Consider the following 16324-nt stretch of genomic DNA (forward strand, 5'->3'; position numbering starts at 1 on the left):
CAGCTAGCTGAAACCGGGGTTTATGTTTACAGATGTTTATTTTACATCTCAAGTTTTTTCTCAATTTCATGAGGATGATCCAGGCAAAAATGCAATTGCTCTTTATCCAGTTGCTTTTCCCAGTTAGCAACCACTATGGTGGCTACAGAATTTCCGATGACATTCGTCAAAGCACGGCATTCACTCATGAATTTATCAATTCCTAAGATCAAGGTCATACCGGCAATAGGAATTTCAGGTACAACAGCCAGTGTCGCTGCGAGCGTAACGAATCCGGCACCTGTAACTCCGGCAGCTCCTTTTGAACTCAGCATGGCCACCAGAAGAAGCATGATCTGTTTTTCAATGGGAAGATGAATATTCAAAGCTTGTGCTATAAACAAAGAAGCCAGAGTCATGTAGATATTGGTTCCGTCCAGATTAAAAGAATAACCGGTGGGTACTACCAAACCTACGATAGCTTTGGAGCAGCCGGCTTTTTCGAGCTTCTCCATCACACCCGGAAGTGCAGATTCTGAAGAACTTGTTCCCAATACAAGTAAAAGTTCTTCTTTAAGGTAATAGATCAGCTTAAAAATATTAAATCCGTTATACCAGGCAACAGTACCTAATACCAGCACCACAAATAGGGCAGAGGTAATATAGAATGTGCCCACTAACAATAATAAGTTGATAACAGAATGCAGACCGTATTTTCCAATCGTGAAAGCCATTGCTCCGAAAGCTCCAATAGGAGCCATTTTCATCAGCATGTGGACAATTTTTAATATAGGAGTCGACAGATCCTGGAGGAATTCCGTTACTCTTTTGCTTTTTTCTTTCGTTAACACTAAAGCCACTCCCATTAATACCGAAACAAGCAGCACCTGAAGGATATTTTCACCAATCAACGGACTGAATAACGTTTCAGGAATGATATTCATGATAAATCCTGTAAGTGTAGATTCGTGGGCTTTCTGCTGATACTGGGAAACATCACCGGAAAGAGTGGCAGGATCAATATTTAATCCGGAGCCCGGCTGTAAAATATTTCCTACAACCAATCCTATGATCAAAGCTAATGTAGAAAAAGTAAAAAAGTAGATCATGGCCTTTACCGCAATTCTTCCTACTTTTTTAAGATCCGTCATATGGGCGATTCCCAGAGTAAGGGTAATGAAGATAACCGGAGCTATGATCATTTTTACCAATTTAATGAAGCCGTCTCCCAGTGGTTTCATCTTTTCTCCTAATTCCGGATAAAATCTTCCTAGACAAACCCCGGCAATGATCGCGATAATAACCTGGAAGTAAAGTTGGTGGTGTATTTTCTTAGCTTTCAAATGCAATAATTTTTGATTTTTGAATGACGAAAAATAAGAAAATTTTATCGGGATTCATGATGAAAATCATAAAAATACATTCTCAACTGATCCACAGCATTTTGAAAAAACCATTATTTTTCACCACACGAATCTGCATCCGATCACTAAAAACTAAAACCAAACACTAACAACCATCAACCAAACCAATTATCATTCAACCGCAACAGAATCATCACCTCTTCCGTCTGCAACCGCCTGAATATTTCCATTACTGTCAATAACGATCATTTCTGTTTTTCCAATCAGTTTGATCTTTTCAACCACATAATTTTTGGTTTTAAGCTCTGCAATAGTTGCTTCAGGGAAATTATTTTCTACCGTTACGGTTTCCGGAAGCCACTGGTGATGGAATTTAGGGGCATTCACAGAAATATTGGCATTTAATTTAAAATCCACAATGTCTACAATAGACTGATATACCGAAGTAGGAATTGTAGTTCCACCAGGAGTTCCCACTACCATAAAGGGCTTTCCATCTTTTAGTAAAATAGTAGGGGTCATTGAAGAAAGCATTCTTTTATTAGGTTGAATTGAATTCGCTTCACCGCCTACAGCCCCAAACATATTTGGAACTCCGGGTTTTATAGAGAAATCATCCATTTCATTATTTAAAAAGAATCCGGCTCCCGAAACCATTACTTTGCTTCCGTAATATCCATTTAATGTGGTGGTTACCGATGCTGCGTTTCCTTCCTTATCGATTACGGAAATATGAGTGGTTTCAGTGGATTCCTTAGGCTGATTAATGATTTTTCCTACTTCCGCACTGGGAGTTGCTTTATTGAAGCTGAAACTTTTCCATCTTCCTTTAAGATATTCATCAGAAATCAGATAATTGGTTTTGTCCGTGATGAAATCCGGATCGCCCATATATTCTGCCCGGTCAGCATAAGCTCTTCGTTCTGCTTCCACCATAATCTGTACAGCCGGAGTAGAATTCTGCTGGTATTTTTCAAGGTTTTCAAAGCTCGCCATTCTAAGCATTTGAGCTAAAAGAACTCCGCCACTGGATGGTAACGGCATGGAAACTACCTTATTTCCTTTATAATCAAATTCTAGTGCTTTTCTTTCGGCAACTTTATAATTTTTTAAATCTTCAATGGTAATGATCCCATTTCCTCTTTTCATTTCAGCTACCAAAAGAGCAGCCGTTTTTCCTTCATAAAAGCCTTTTGTACCCAATTTCTGAATAAGCTTCAGCGTTTCTGCCAGTTCTTTTTGAACCAGAATATCACCTGCTTTCCAGGGCGTATTTTTCACAAAAATGATAGAAGATGAATTATGTTTCTGGAAGCTTTCTTTATGGGTATTAAGCATATCAGCTTCTTTTTCTGTAATAGCAAAGCCTTGTTCAGCAAGATCAATTGCTGGCTGGATAATTTTATCCATAGGAAGCTTACCATATTTCAGAGTAGCAAAAAAACCGGCAATACTTCCTGGGATCCCTACTGCTAACCTTCCGTTTTGAGATAAATCGGTATTGGCTTTTCCTGTTTTATCAATATACATATCACGGGAAGCTTTCTTAGGAGCCGTTTCCCGGTAATCCAGCGTAAATTTCTCACCGGTATTTTTCACTCCCACCAAAAAGCCGCCTCCGCCTATATTTCCCGCCTGAGGATACACTACTGCCAGGGCATATTGTGTGGCAATAATTGCATCATAGGCATTACCGCCCATTTTTAATACTTTTGCTCCTGCTTCACTTGCCAAAGGATGTGCAGATACCACAACGCCTTTGTTTTTTACTTTAACTTCCTTTACGATGTTGATATCAGTGAACTGAGCCCAACAAAAATTTCCGGCTAAAAGTACGGTCGCAATAAAAATCTTTTTCATACCATTGAGTTTAAAGAACAAAAGTATATATTTTTTTAATGAGAACCATTGCTGTTGCCATGAAACGTGCATTCTTACTTTTTTAGCCAGGTTGTATTTTATTTGATTTTTAAGGATTTATATAATTATATTATCGATATAATAGTCTTTTTGTTGATACAATGAAGGACTTTTATGATGAACGTTATTTTTTATAAAAATATAAATGATGAGAATGTATTGGAAAGATTTCTTTTTTACGAGTCTTATTTAATTTCCTTTTCAACATTAAAAACAATGGTCTTTTTTTATTATGATTAGCATGATTTTTTTACTTTTGTACAATTCTAAAAAAAGTAAAAAATGGAATCCTATACGGAAAAAATATTGATTACGGGTGCCCTGGGACAGATCGGCACAGAGCTTACAAACAGACTTGTTGAAATCCATGGCGCTGAAAATGTAGTCGCTTCAGGATTGGATAGATGGCAGAAAGGAATTACGTCTGCCGGATATTATGAAAGAATGGATGTTACCAATACCCAATTGGTAAAACAAGTCATCAAAGACTATGAAATCACAACAGTGTACCATCTGGCGTCACTTCTGTCAGGAACATCAGAAAAGCAGCCTATTTTCGCATGGAAATTAAATTTGGAACCATTACTTCATTTCTGTGAATTGGCTAAAGAAGGTTTGCTTAAAAAGATTTTCTGGCCAAGTTCAATCGCAGTTTTTGGAAAAGGAATTCCCAAAGAAAATGTAGCTCAGGATGTTGTTTTAAATCCTACTACAGTGTATGGGATTTCTAAAATGGCCGGTGAAAAATGGTGCGAATACTATTTTGACAAGCATGGAGTAGATGTGCGAAGCATCAGATATCCCGGATTGATTTCATGGAAAACTCCAGCGGGTGGAGGAACTACCGACTATGCTGTAGAGATTTTTTACGAAGCTGTTGAAGAAGGAAAGTATACCAGTTTCATTTCAGAAAATACAGCAATGCCGATGTTGTATATGGATGACGCCATCAATGCAACATTGAAATTAATGGAAGCTCCAAAAGAAAGTCTAACGATCCGTTCGTCTTATAATTTAGGTGGAATGTCTTTCACACCAAAAGAATTAGCAGAAGAAATTAAGAAAGAAATCCCGGATTTTACGATTGATTATAAACCTGATTTCAGACAGGTTATTGCAGATTCTTGGCCGTCATCCATTGATGATTCCATTGCTAAAAAAGACTGGGGATTGACATACGATTTTGGAATTTCTGAAATGTCTAAGGACATGATTGAGAATTTGAAAGTTAAATTAGGTAAAAATTAATTATTTAAAGATTTAGTTTAAATAAAAATAGTTTTAACATCTGACTTAATGTTGATTATAAAATTTATATAGAAAATAGTTTATATGGTATTGTTCACTTTTAATGTAATAAATATTGAAGCTGATACTAAAAATGGTGTTCAGATCTCTGATGCTGAAAGACTGAAAATTACAGAAGATAATACAAAAGCTATTCTCAGAACTTTAGATATTCATGACAATAAAGCGAGCTTTTTTATTGAGATTTCACTCACTGAAAAACTCCGGAATCTTATAAAAGCAATTTCATCCCAAGGGCATGAAATTGCTTTTTATAATAAAGATTCAAACTTGGATGAAATTGAAGAAGCTAAAAAAAAGACGGAAGAATTTTTAGAAAAACAAGTCAGGGGAATTCGTCAGAAAGATGTCCGGCTTCGTCAGGAAGATTTGAAAATGTTGGAATTCAATTATGTTTCCAATATCGATAATGCGGAAATTCTTTTTCCCTTCAAACGCTTACAAAGAAACACAGAGATCACCGAAGAAAACGGATTGAGTATTGTTCCGGAAAGTATTTCTCCTTACAGCCAATTGCCATATAATGATTTTGTATTTCAGGTGCTGCCGATGAAATACTACAAGAATATGGTGTTTGAAACATTGAAGAATGATGATTTCGTTCTGATCTATCTGAACTCGTGGCAGTTTACTGATTTTAAAAAGTACCCGTTTGAAATTCCTTTCTACAGAAGCTTATTTTCAGGCAAAAAAATGGAGGACAAATTAGATGCCCTCCTTTCTTGGATCAACGAGAAGGAGATGGCTACTTCCCGTATGAAAGATTATATTTTTTAGATTTTCTTCTCCCACAGGTTCCTATCAAATTATAAAAATATACACAAACATCTGTGTAAATCTGTGAAATCCGTGGGAGAAAAATATTAAGCCAATTCAAAAAGAGTAATTTCCGGTAAAACACCGACTCTTCCCGGGTATCCCAATACTCCAAAACCTCTGTTTACATACAGCATTTTGCCTTCACTTTCATAAAGGTCCGCCCATTTTGGATAACGGTATTGAACCGGAGACCATTTTATGTTTTTCAGATCTAACCCGAACTGCATTCCGTGCGTGTGGCCGGAAAGCGTCAGATGAATGTTTGCAGGGTGTTGTTTTACCACATAATCAAAATGGGTGGGGTCGTGGCTCATTAAAATTTTTGGAGCAGATTCCGGTACACCTTTGAGTGCATCATCAATTTTTCCAAATTGAGGAAATGGCTTGAGTCCCCAGTTTTCAACACCAAGAATGTATAATTTCTCTCCGTTTTTTTCGATGATTCTGTTTTCGTTTCTCAGCATATCAAAACCTGCCTGCTTTTCATACTCGATAAGGGTGTCAAGGTTTTTCTTTTTGGCATCTAATGAAGTCCAGGTTACATAATCCCCGTAATCATGATTTCCCAGTACGGCAAATTTTCCGTCTTTCGCTTTAATTTTTGAAAATAAAGGGATGAAAGGTTTAAACTCATCAGCAACATTATTCACCATATCTCCTGTGAATAAAACAAGATCAGGATTTTGTTCGTTAATTAAGTTAATTGCGTGTTCCAGCTTACTCGGATCGCTGAAACTTCCACTGTGAACGTCTGAAATCTGTACGATTTTATATCCTTTGAAGCTTTTTGGAAGATTGGAAAAGTTTATTCTTACTCTTCTCACTTTGTGGCGGTATTTCCCAAAGGTAATTCCGTCGATGAAAAGGGCGGAAAGAACTCCTCCTAAACCTAATCCTATTAAGCTTAAAAATTTCCTTCTTTCAGGGAAAAAGTTTTCTGTCGGACGTGTTAATCCAATTAAATAACTTCCTGTTCTGAAAATATCATCAATTAATAAAAATAAAACGATGAAGATTTTAGGCAAAATAAATACGACAAACAACGAAATCATAATCTGCGCCCTCATCGTACTTCTGTCTGATTTTTGATAATGAGTGATTTCATAGGCGAAAATCCCATAAACAGCTAAAGACGCGATCCAATAACCAAGTCTTATCCAGAAATTATCTGTTAACGTTCTTACTGCCTGATAAATGTAAACTTCTAAAAATAAGAAGATTGCAGCAATGATTAAAAAATTTCTTTGCATAATTGAGTTTAAAAAAAGCACAAAGAATATTTCCCTGTGCTTTTTATATTTTTTGTTAATTAAAATATTTTTAAGGAAATCTATAAACGATAGCATTGATGTTCATTCCGGCACCTACCGAAGTCATCACAATGTTACCTTTATCTTTAAACGATTGACCTGCCATTTTTCCTTTAATTATTAAATCAAACATGGTAGGAATGGTCGCTACAGAAGAATTTCCAAACTCCTGAATCGTCATTGGTGAGATCGAATGATCGTAATCCTTCACGTCATAAAGTCTGTGAAGTCTCTCAATCATTGCATAATCCATTTTAGCGTTAGCCTGGTGGATCAATATTTTATTAATATCCTGAATGGAAAGATCAGCATCTTCAATGGTTTCTTTTATGGCTACAGGTACATTTTTAAGGGCGTACTCATAGATTTTTCTTCCCTGCATTCTTACGAAAAGACGTTTCTGATCGGCATCAGCGTTGATAGAAGAAGCGTTTTCCAGGTAACACAATTCCGGACCGTTGTCGCAGATTGTATTGTGGGCAATAATTCCTACGTTATCTTGGTCGGTAGCTTTTACTACAACTGCGCCTGCACCGTCAGCAAAGATCATTCTGTTTCTGTCATGCGGATCCGTAACACGGCTTAATGTTTCAGCACCAATCACAAGGATTGTTTTAGCTGCGTTTGCTTTAATCAGGTTATCGGCTAAAATCATGGCCTCTACCCAGCCCGGGCAACCGAAAATCATATCATAGGTAATGCATTTTCTGTTTTTGATTCCAAGCTTATTTTTTACCCTCGCTGCCATATTGGGCATGAAGTTTACATATCCGTCTACCGTAACTTCTCCGAAATTACTGGCGTAAATAATATAATCCAGTTCCTCTCCATCTACTTTTGCATCTTCAATAGCAATTTTAGCAGCTTCGTAACCGATTTGCGAGTTGGAAAGATCTTCTTCTATGAACCTTCTGTTCTCTATCTCTGTAATTTCCACGAATTTTGAAATAATTTCTTCAGCAGGCTTTTCGATTTTCACGCCATCTTCTGTGTAGAACTCAGAATTCATGAAAAAGTCTCTACCAATAACTCTATTAGGAATATAGGATCCAGAACCAATAATGATTGTATTCGGCATTCGTTTATTTGATTTTTTTTAAAGACGCAAAGTTAATAATTAATATTAATAACGAAAAATTAAAAATATTATTAAATTTGCAAAACTTGTATTGTACAATCTATGAAAAATAATCCGTCCTTAAAAGGCTTACTTGTTGCAGTTGTGGCGTTTATCGCTGCCTTTGGGATCTACTTCCTTTTTTTAGCAAAGAAAAATTATTTCCTGGTAGACAACCCTACACCCAATACATACTATTATAAGATTAATAACGGCTCTGAAGGCATTATTTCAGCAGGCCAGTATGTGCACGTAGATCTGAAACAGGGAAAAAACTCCATTAAAGTTTTTGACCAGAATAAGAAAATGCTGTATGATTCTGCATTTGAAGTTAACAAAATCCGCGGGCTTTTAAACATAGCTCATCAGGATTATTATGTTAACCGCCAATATTATGGGTATAATCTTAAAAAAGATTCATTACTTTTGAACCTTGATAAAACCATAATTGACGGGAAAGAATATTTTGGAGGGGCAAAAGGCTTCAATAAACTCTACACTGAAGATTTTTACTATAATGTAGATGAGGATTATGACCAGCTTATCAAGAATATACAGCAGGTAGAATCAAGATCCAAGATTTTCAGAAAACAAGATTACCTTAATTATTATAAAGAATATTATAAGTTTTGACAAAAGATATCAACCAAGTAACTCCCTACAATTCTGAAGCTCCTAAAAAGAGCCAGGTAGAGGATATGTTCGACAACATTGCACCCAAATATGACCTTTTAAATCATGTTTTATCCATGAAAATTGATGTTTTATGGAGAAATACGCTGGTCAAATGGATGAAAAATGACAACCCTCAAGAAGTGCTGGATGTGGCTACAGGAACGGGGGATCTGGCCATCACAATTGAAAAAGGAACCAATGCAAAAGTAATTGGTTTAGATTTATCGCAACAAATGTTAAATGTTGGCGTTATTAAAATAAAAAAACTTAATTTAGACGGCAAAATTTCCATGCAAAAGGGGGATGCAGAGAATTTACCTTTTGAGGAAAATAGATTTGATGCTGTGTCCGTTGCATTTGGAGTGAGGAATTTTGAAAATCTTAGAAAAGGTTTAGCAGAGTTAAGAAGAGTAGTTAAAGATAACAAGAGTGTTTACATACTTGAGTTTTCAAAGGTTGAGGGGTTTTTAGGGCCATTTTATATGTTTTATTTCAAAAACGTATTACCTGCCATCGGCAGATTGATCTCTAAAGATAATAGGGCATACACATATCTTCCGGATTCTGTAAATGCATTTCCTTTCGGGGAGAAGATGAAACAAATTCTTTTGGATACAGGATTTAAAAAAGTTGAATATAAAAAACTAAGTTTAGGTATAGCCACAATTTATAAAGCAACAAAGTAACCTATGAATAAATTTTTATTAAAAGCACTGGTTTTAGCCTCAGTAAATATTGCCATTTTTGCAGATGCGCAATTCAGAACCCGAAACAGAATGGATAAGTTGGAAGATTTCGACGAACAGACATTTAGTTGGGGTTTTTATTTGAATGGCAATAAACTAGACTATCGTATTGTCTTAAACCCGAGATACGGTATGAATGGTAACCAGAATCTTGTTACATCCAAAGAAAGCTACAGTTTTGGTGCCGGACTTATCGGTAAGTGGAGACTGAGCGACTATCTGGATCTAAGAATGGAACCAGGCTTACAATTTGCTCAGAGGCAATTGACTTTTAATACACAGTCGAATGACCAGTACGCTGCTGGAACTTTGACAAATCCTGCTTTTATCCCAATTCCGTTAACGGACAAAGACAGAGTAAGAGAAATCAAATCTACATTGGTAGACATTCCTGTATTATTAGAACTTCATGGTCAGAGATGGTACAACTCACGACCATATGTGGCAGCGGGGGTGAACTATATTGTTAACCTTCAATCGAATTCAGATTCTACAGATGACAACATGCAGCAGGTTTTCAGATCTACAACGCATAACTTTGCATGGTCTGCTGAAATGGGAATTCAGTTATATTTCAATAAATTTAAACTGACTCCGGCTATCAGAGGAACATTCTTTATGAACAACGAAAAAGTGGCAGATAATGCAACAACTCCTCCTTATTGGACATCTGCAGTATCTACATTACAGACCAGAGCTGTATTTTTCATGTTGAAATTTGAATAAAAAATAGGACTTAAGATATAAAGGAGGTGCTTTTGCACCTCCTTTTTTGTATAGATATCAAAATATAGAGCGTTTTATTTTTATTAATGTCAATATTTTTTTATTTTTGCTATTAGTTAGAATATACAAAACCTGAAATGCTTCAAGATTTAGAAAACAATTTTTCAGAATTAGAAAAAAAGATTTGGAATTTACAAAAGAATTATAAGAGTCTTGCTGAAAAATTATCAGAACTAAATGCTGAACATGAAGATCTGAAGAAGAAATATGATGAAGAGAGACGGAAAAATCAGGTATTAGCAGAAGAACAAAAAAATATAAAACTTTATTCAGCAATATCAGGAAATCCTGAACACAATAGGTTGATGAAAAATCATATTAACAGATTAGTGAAAGAGATTGATTTCTGTATTGCTCAGCTTCAAAACAGTGGATTATAATGGAGGTAAGAAGAATAACCGTAAACATTGCTGGAAGAGTATATCCGCTGAACGTACCGGCAGCAGAGGAGGAAACTTTGCGTAAAGTAGGGAAGCAGATAGAGAATATGATTAAAGATTTTGAACAAAACTTCGATGTTAGAGATAAACAGGATGCTTTAGCGATGTGTGCCCTTAAACTGGGAACCAACGCAGAAGTAGTTTCTCTCAATTACGAAAAAAATATACATTCAACCAACGAGAGATTAACGCAAATTAATCAGTCATTGGATGAAAACGGGAAATAGATATTTTTTCCCAAAAGTTCTGCCTACAATAGTTCTAACACATTTAAGGTAAACTCAACGCTAAGCAATAACCGAACAAATGTCCATCGAATGGCGTGCCGGATTCCCGGATTACAGACAGTGGAAATCAGTTCAAATCGTGTTGATTAGGAGTTTACTCTCAATCCCTGAATTATTGTGGGCTTTTTTTATGTAAATATGATTATGATGACAATTAAAACTCAATATATATTATGACAACAACCGCTATTATTATAAGCGTGATCTGCTTAGTAGTAGGTGCAGTTTTAGGGATGCTATCCTCTAAAAGTTCACTGAATACTAAAGCTAAATTTATTATAGATGATGCCAAGAAAAATGCCGAAAATTTAATAGAAAAAGCGAACGTACAAGCTGAATCCATAAAGAAAGAAAAAAACCTTCAGGCCAAAGAAAAATTCCTTGAATTGAAATCTCAGCACGATGCAGACATCCAGTCCAGAGAAAGAAAAATGCAGGAGGGCGAGAAAAGAATTAAGGACAAAGAGAACAAGGTAAATGACGAACTGAGCAAAACAGGAAAACTTGAAAAAGACCTGGATAAGCAGATTGCTGATTATGCCAAGAAAAATGAAGCCTTAGATAGAAAGCAACAGGAATTAGACTCTATTACCAATAAAAAAGTCGAAATTCTTGAAAGAATATCTAATTATAGCGCTGAAGAAGCTAAAGCTGAGTTGGTAGAATCCATGAAGGCAGAAGCTAAAACAAGAGCTCAGGCACATGTACAGAGCATCATGGAAGAAGCGCAGTTAAACGCTAAAAGTGAAGCCAGAAAAATTATCATTCAAACCATTCAGAGAATTGGAACGGAGCAGGCTATTGAAAATTCAGTATCTGTTTTCAACATTGAATCTGATGAAGTAAAAGGTAGAATTATCGGTAGAGAAGGTAGAAATATCCGTGCATTGGAGGCTATAACAGGAGTAGAGATTATTGTAGATGATACTCCGGAAGCGATCCTTCTTTCATGTTTCGATCCTGTAAGAAGAGAGATTGCAAGATTATCACTTCACAGATTGGTTACCGATGGAAGAATTCACCCTGCAAGAATTGAAGAAGTTGTAGAAAAAACAAGAAAACAAATCGAAGAGGAAATTATTGAAGTTGGGAAAAGAACCGTTATCGATCTTGGAATTCATGGGCTTCACCCGGAATTGATCAAGATTGTAGGAAGAATGAAATATCGTTCTTCTTATGGACAGAACCTGCTTCAACACTCAAGAGAGGTGGCCAATATTGCTGCGACAATGGCTGCGGAACTAGGGTTAAATGTAAAATTAGCGAAAAGAGCAGGTCTTCTTCACGATATCGGAAAAGTTCCTGAGCAGGAGTCTGAACTTCCTCACGCTTTATTAGGAATGCAGTGGGCTGAGAAATACGGAGAAAACCCTGAGGTGATCAATGCTATTGGAGCTCACCACGACGAAGTTGAAATGACTTCATTATTATCTCCGATCATCCAGGTAGCTGATGCTATTTCAGGAGCGAGACCGGGAGCAAGACGTCAGGTACTGGAATCTTATATCCAGCGTTTGAAAGATCTTGAGGCTGCAGCATTAAGCTTCGAAGGAGTATCAAGTGCTTACGCGATCCAGGCAGGTAGAGAATTGAGGGTGATGGTAGAAAGCGGAAGAGTAAATGACGAAACTGCTTCTCAGTTATCTTATGATATTTCAGAAAAAATTCAAAATGAACTGACGTACCCGGGACAGGTAAAAGTAACGGTAATCAGAGAGACAAGAGCCGTAAATATTGCAAGATAATAATCGGATCAAGATATTTTATAAAAACCTTTCAAGTAATTGAAAGGTTTTTTATTTTTATCAAAATTTAAAAAATGTCAACGACTGAAATGCCTTTGTCTTCAAAACTGAAATATATTTTTTCAATTCCGGTTATTATTTCTGCGCTGGGATACTTTGTAGACATCTATGACCTTCTTTTATTTGGAATTGTAAGGATTCCCAGCTTAAAAGCTTTAGGCCTCAATCCTGATGCTGATGGTACCTTTATCTTGAACTGCCAGATGGTAGGACTGCTGATAGGCGGTATATTTTGGGGAATTTTTGGAGATAAAAAAGGACGTCTTTCAGTACTTTTCGGTTCTATCCTTGTATATTCTCTGGCTAATATAGCTTGTGGGTTTTTACCGTACTTTCCAAAAGAACATTTGGTATATTCCTATGCCGGATTACGGTTTATTGCGGGAATTGGTCTAGCAGGAGAATTAGGGGCCGGAATTACATTGGTTTCCGAAAGCCTTCCTAAAAACTTAAGAGCAATAGGAACTTCGGTGGTTGCAGGTTTTGGGCTAATGGGCGCGGTTGTTGCCCAATTGACCGTACAATTAGCAGGTGGATGGAATATTTCTTATATCATCGGTGGAGTATTGGGAATTATGCTTCTGTTTCTCCGAATAAGTGTTTCAGAATCCGGGATTTACAAAAAAATAGATCACCAATCTGTATCCAAAGGTAATTTCCTTTCTTTTTTCACCAATAAGGATAGATTGATACGGTATCTAAAATGTATTGCAGTAGGGTTGCCTACCTGGTATTGTATTGGGATTCTGGCGGTATTAGCCAATCAATTTGCGCCTGAAATGGGAATAAAGGAGATCAACCCGGGTAAAGCAATTATGTGGGCTTATGTAGGCATCTCTGTCGGCGACCTGTTAAGTGGTTTTATCTCTCATCTTTTGAGATCCAGAAAAATGGCTATTTTTTATATGCTGGCTTTTACGTTGGTTGGTGCGGTTATAATGCTTTTCGGGAATACAGATACAGAAACCAAATATTATATCTTTTGCGTCTGGCTTGGATTGGGAACGGGATATTGGGCAATGTTCGTCACACTGGCAGCAGAACAGTTCGGAACCAATATAAGGAATACCGCTACGACGACCGTTCCCAATATGGTAAGAGGGCTGGTTCCTGTGATGATTTTTTCTTTTGATCATCTTAAAAATGACTTTTCTGTCATCGTGAGTGCAGCCGTGGTAGGAGCCGTTGTTTTTGGGCTGGCTTTCTATTCATCTTTTACCATTTCAGAAACCCATAACAAAGATCTGGATTTTACAGAATAGATGAATTATATAATAAATACTTGAATATGTTTTTATGTTGATCCTATATGGGTTGAAATAATATTAATAAATTAATAAAAAGCCATATCAATTATGCTTTGGGTAATAGATATTTGTTTAACTTTGGGAAGTAACTAAAACTATAATTAATACTAAAAATTAAAACCCATGACAAACAACATGTTTAAAAACGCTAAAAAATTAAAGAAAGAAGATCTTAAAAGCATCGTAGGAGGAATCGGTAAAATTAAGCCGGATTTGTCTCTATGCGGATGCAGCTGTTCAGGTGCTGTTACAGGTCCTGAATATTGCTCAACGTATTTCGGATGCCCACAGGTATACACATGTGGTACGGCTATCTAAAATAATATTATCCTAGAAATATAATTCGACATTAAAATAATAATAACCCCTTTGATTTCAGAGGGGTTATTTGTTGGGTAAAAAGGATATTTATTTCTGAAATAGCAATTTATTTAATGGCGATAGTTAATTAAGAGATGTTTTGGTTATTAATTTTTCATTAAAAATACATTTAATGCGTTTGTTGTTTGTGTTTTTGTGTGATTTTTTGTCAATATCATATTTTTGAGTAATTTTGAAGACTAAGACAAATTATTAACACCAAAAATTAAATCACATGTCACACAACATTTTGAAAAATGCTAAAAAGCTAAGAAAAACTGATCTTAAGTCGATCGTAGGAGGAATCATTAAGCCGGATCTGTCTTTATGCAAATGCAGTTGTACAGGTGCTGTAACAGGTCCTGATTATTGCTCAGCGTATATTAGATGCCTGCAAGTGCATACTTGTTAAACAGTAGCCATTATTGTGAAGATTAATTTTCACATGTAAATAATAATAACCCCTTTAATTTCAGAGGGGTTATTTTTGTGCACTATGATATAAAAGAAGTTTAATATCGATTTCATTATTTGATTATGTTTGTGTAATATTTTTATATAATCAAATATATTTTAATTTTAATATTCAATTGCTCGTGAATTATATTTTTTTTGTTAAATTTGAAAATAACTAAACCATCATTAACCATTAAAAATAAATTACATGACAAACAACTTTGTAAAAAATGCAAAGAAATTAAGAAAAGAAGATCTTAAAAGTATTTCAGGAGGAAACGGGAAAACTGCTAAACCGGGGACACCGGATTTTTCTTTATGCGGATGCAGTTGTACAGGGGCTTCTACAGGTCCTGATTACTGTTCTCAGTATTTTGCATGTCCGGATGTGTATACATGCGGATCACCCGCTGACTAAGTTATTTATTTCATAGAATTAAACATTTCCACATTTAATAAAACAGGAGCCTTTTGAATATCAAATGGCTCCTGTTGTTTTTAATGAATAATAAACAAAAGACTTCCTGTACTTATTGTTATCCAAAGAAGTACAGCAACTGCCAGCGGTTTTACACCAATGGTTTTTAACGTTTCTATCGAAAGGCTGGAACCGATAAAAAATAACGTAAGATTGAGACCGGATTTTGAGATATTGGTGATGGTTGTACTTATCGTTTCAAAGGCCGGGAAGTAAGTATTCAGTACAATTGCCACTATAAACCATCCTATAAACCATGGAATTTTGATTTTAGTTTCTTTATTCTTAAAGATAAACATGGTAATCAGAGATACCGGAATAATCCATAAAGCACGGGCTAATTTTACTGTCGTTGCTATTTTTAGCGCTTCATTTCCATATTTTCCTGCTGCCCCGACTACAGAACTTGTATCATGAATCCCCACCGCGCACCAAAGCCCAAACTGTTCTTGAGACAGATTTAATAAATGTCCAATGGCAGGATAAACAAACAGGGCAATAGAATTCAGGGTGAAAATAATGGCGAGCGCCAGAGAAATCTGTTTGGTGCTGGGTTTTATAATCGGAGAAGCTGCGGCAATAGCACTTCCGCCACAGATGGCAGTTCCGACAGAAATAAGATAGGATAATTTTCCTTCCAGCTTAAAAAGTTTTCCTAAAAAATATCCCAGTATCATGACCGTAACAATGCTCATAACAGTCAATGTAAATCCTGTTTTTCCTGCCTGGAGTGCTTCATTCAATTTGAGCCCAAAGCCTAAGCCAACAATCGATATCTGAAGCAGAAGCTGAATATACCGGTGAAGATGTTTTTCAAATGGGTTTCCGATACATACTGCCAGTGCAAAACCCAATGCCAGTGCAATAGGAGAGGAAACTAATGGAGTAAGACATAAAAGAGCCAGAAGGATAAATAGTATTCTTTTAGACTTTCCATTTTGAATGAAATATTTCATAATATAAAGTTTTGAAATCATTCTTCAAAATTCCATAATTTATTATTACAAAGTATATCGTATTTTGTTATATAGAATAACTTTTGGTTATGGGTTGTAGAGAAATAACAGTTTAGAAATGAGATGTTAATCAAGATGCTAGATTTCAGACATCAGACATCAGACATCAGACATCAGACATCAGACATCAGACATCAGACTATCAATTCAA

The 16324-nt window shown here is 36.0% G+C and carries 17 protein-coding genes; 12 read left to right on the top strand and 5 right to left on the bottom strand.

Annotated features, from left to right (window positions below):
- Positions 1 to 41: 41 nt before the first annotated feature.
- Together SB679_RS08180 and ggt are read right to left on the bottom strand one after the other, a co-directional pair.
- A complete protein-coding gene (locus SB679_RS08180; protein ID WP_410701771.1) occupies positions 42 to 1322 on the bottom strand; it encodes a dicarboxylate/amino acid:cation symporter in 1281 nt (426 codons plus the stop codon).
- 192 nt (positions 1323 to 1514) lie between these two features.
- Complete coding sequence (gene ggt / locus SB679_RS08185; RefSeq protein WP_410701772.1) at positions 1515 to 3203, bottom strand: gamma-glutamyltransferase; 1689 nt, start codon at positions 3201 to 3203, stop codon at positions 1515 to 1517.
- A gap of 342 nt (positions 3204 to 3545) precedes the next feature.
- On the opposite strand from ggt, the gene SB679_RS08190 reads away from it, so the two are divergent.
- On the top strand, positions 3546 to 4511 hold the full coding sequence (locus SB679_RS08190; protein ID WP_410701773.1) for an NAD-dependent epimerase/dehydratase family protein: 966 nt from the start codon (positions 3546 to 3548) through the stop codon (positions 4509 to 4511).
- A gap of 84 nt (positions 4512 to 4595) precedes the next feature.
- Positions 4596 to 5348 carry a polysaccharide deacetylase gene (locus SB679_RS08195; protein WP_410701774.1) on the top strand — a complete coding sequence of 251 codons (753 nt, stop codon included), beginning with the start codon at positions 4596 to 4598 and terminating at the stop codon, positions 5346 to 5348.
- An 86-nt stretch (positions 5349 to 5434) separates the two neighbouring features.
- Here SB679_RS08195 and SB679_RS08200 read toward each other — a convergent pair whose 3' ends face one another.
- Entirely contained in the window at positions 5435 to 6640 is a 1206-nt protein-coding gene (locus tag SB679_RS08200; protein WP_410701775.1) for a metallophosphoesterase, read from the bottom strand.
- A 70-nt stretch (positions 6641 to 6710) separates the two neighbouring features.
- Positions 6711 to 7778, bottom strand: a complete 1068-nt coding sequence (locus SB679_RS08205) for a 3-oxoacyl-ACP synthase III family protein (RefSeq protein ID WP_410701776.1) — start codon at positions 7776 to 7778, stop codon at positions 6711 to 6713.
- A gap of 102 nt (positions 7779 to 7880) precedes the next feature.
- On the opposite strand from SB679_RS08205, the gene SB679_RS08210 reads away from it, so the two are divergent.
- The 10 genes from SB679_RS08210 (at position 7881) to SB679_RS08255 (ending at position 15097) form a co-directional block, all read left to right on the top strand.
- Complete coding sequence (locus SB679_RS08210) at positions 7881 to 8450, top strand: hypothetical protein (RefSeq protein WP_410701777.1); 570 nt, start codon at positions 7881 to 7883, stop codon at positions 8448 to 8450.
- Positions 8447 to 9178, top strand: a complete 732-nt coding sequence (ubiE, locus tag SB679_RS08215) for a bifunctional demethylmenaquinone methyltransferase/2-methoxy-6-polyprenyl-1,4-benzoquinol methylase UbiE (RefSeq protein ID WP_034709597.1) — start codon at positions 8447 to 8449, stop codon at positions 9176 to 9178. The genes SB679_RS08210 and ubiE overlap by 4 nt, the downstream gene beginning before the upstream one ends.
- 3 nt (positions 9179 to 9181) lie before the next feature.
- Positions 9182 to 9964 carry a porin family protein gene (locus SB679_RS08220; RefSeq protein ID WP_034709598.1) on the top strand — a complete coding sequence of 261 codons (783 nt, stop codon included), beginning with the start codon at positions 9182 to 9184 and terminating at the stop codon, positions 9962 to 9964.
- A gap of 137 nt (positions 9965 to 10101) precedes the next feature.
- Positions 10102 to 10404: a hypothetical protein gene (locus tag SB679_RS08225; RefSeq protein ID WP_034709599.1), complete on the top strand. Its 303-nt coding sequence runs from the start codon at positions 10102 to 10104 to the stop codon at positions 10402 to 10404.
- Positions 10404 to 10691, top strand: coding sequence for a cell division protein ZapA (locus SB679_RS08230; RefSeq protein WP_410701778.1), 288 nt, complete (start codon positions 10404 to 10406; stop codon positions 10689 to 10691). The genes SB679_RS08225 and SB679_RS08230 overlap by 1 nt, the downstream gene beginning before the upstream one ends.
- Positions 10692 to 10924: 233 nt before the next feature.
- Positions 10925 to 12496, top strand: a complete 1572-nt coding sequence (gene rny / locus SB679_RS08235; protein ID WP_410701779.1) for a ribonuclease Y — start codon at positions 10925 to 10927, stop codon at positions 12494 to 12496.
- 74 nt (positions 12497 to 12570) lie between these two features.
- Positions 12571 to 13818, top strand: a complete 1248-nt coding sequence (locus tag SB679_RS08240; protein ID WP_410701780.1) for an MFS transporter — start codon at positions 12571 to 12573, stop codon at positions 13816 to 13818.
- Positions 13819 to 13986: 168 nt separating this feature from the next.
- On the top strand, positions 13987 to 14181 hold the full coding sequence (locus SB679_RS08245; protein WP_410701781.1) for a hypothetical protein: 195 nt from the start codon (positions 13987 to 13989) through the stop codon (positions 14179 to 14181).
- Positions 14182 to 14458: 277 nt separating this feature from the next.
- On the top strand, positions 14459 to 14635 hold the full coding sequence (locus SB679_RS08250) for a hypothetical protein (RefSeq protein WP_410701782.1): 177 nt from the start codon (positions 14459 to 14461) through the stop codon (positions 14633 to 14635).
- Between the two features lie 252 nt (positions 14636 to 14887).
- Positions 14888 to 15097, top strand: a complete 210-nt coding sequence (locus tag SB679_RS08255; RefSeq protein WP_410701783.1) for a hypothetical protein — start codon at positions 14888 to 14890, stop codon at positions 15095 to 15097.
- Positions 15098 to 15177: 80 nt separating this feature from the next.
- On the opposite strand, the gene SB679_RS08260 is transcribed toward SB679_RS08255, so the two are convergent.
- Positions 15178 to 16113 carry a YeiH family protein gene (locus tag SB679_RS08260; protein ID WP_410701784.1) on the bottom strand — a complete coding sequence of 312 codons (936 nt, stop codon included), beginning with the start codon at positions 16111 to 16113 and terminating at the stop codon, positions 15178 to 15180.
- Positions 16114 to 16324: the final 211 nt, after the last annotated feature.

The organism is Chryseobacterium sp. SIMBA_029, assembly GCF_046535275.1.
Lineage (GTDB): Bacteria > Bacteroidota > Bacteroidia > Flavobacteriales > Weeksellaceae > Chryseobacterium.

Bases quoted from the DNA above. Each gene is read 5' to 3' on its own strand.
- ggt (WP_410701772.1), bottom strand. From the start codon at position 3,203: ATGAAAAAGATTTTTATTGCGACCGTACTTTTAGCCGGAAATTTTTGT.
- SB679_RS08190 (WP_410701773.1), top strand. From the start codon at position 3,546: ATGGAATCCTATACGGAAAAAATATTGATTACGGGTGCCCTGGGACAG.
- SB679_RS08195 (WP_410701774.1), top strand. From the start codon at position 4,596: ATGGTATTGTTCACTTTTAATGTAATAAATATTGAAGCTGATACTAAA.
- SB679_RS08200 (WP_410701775.1), bottom strand. From the start codon at position 6,640: ATGCAAAGAAATTTTTTAATCATTGCTGCAATCTTCTTATTTTTAGAA.
- SB679_RS08205 (WP_410701776.1), bottom strand. From the start codon at position 7,778: ATGCCGAATACAATCATTATTGGTTCTGGATCCTATATTCCTAATAGA.
- SB679_RS08210 (WP_410701777.1), top strand. From the start codon at position 7,881: ATGAAAAATAATCCGTCCTTAAAAGGCTTACTTGTTGCAGTTGTGGCG.
- SB679_RS08220 (WP_034709598.1), top strand. From the start codon at position 9,182: ATGAATAAATTTTTATTAAAAGCACTGGTTTTAGCCTCAGTAAATATT.
- SB679_RS08225 (WP_034709599.1), top strand. From the start codon at position 10,102: ATGCTTCAAGATTTAGAAAACAATTTTTCAGAATTAGAAAAAAAGATT.
- SB679_RS08230 (WP_410701778.1), top strand. From the start codon at position 10,404: ATGGAGGTAAGAAGAATAACCGTAAACATTGCTGGAAGAGTATATCCG.
- rny (WP_410701779.1), top strand. From the start codon at position 10,925: ATGACAACAACCGCTATTATTATAAGCGTGATCTGCTTAGTAGTAGGT.
- SB679_RS08240 (WP_410701780.1), top strand. From the start codon at position 12,571: ATGTCAACGACTGAAATGCCTTTGTCTTCAAAACTGAAATATATTTTT.
- SB679_RS08245 (WP_410701781.1), top strand. From the start codon at position 13,987: ATGACAAACAACATGTTTAAAAACGCTAAAAAATTAAAGAAAGAAGAT.
- SB679_RS08250 (WP_410701782.1), top strand. From the start codon at position 14,459: ATGTCACACAACATTTTGAAAAATGCTAAAAAGCTAAGAAAAACTGAT.
- SB679_RS08255 (WP_410701783.1), top strand. From the start codon at position 14,888: ATGACAAACAACTTTGTAAAAAATGCAAAGAAATTAAGAAAAGAAGAT.
- SB679_RS08260 (WP_410701784.1), bottom strand. From the start codon at position 16,113: ATGAAATATTTCATTCAAAATGGAAAGTCTAAAAGAATACTATTTATC.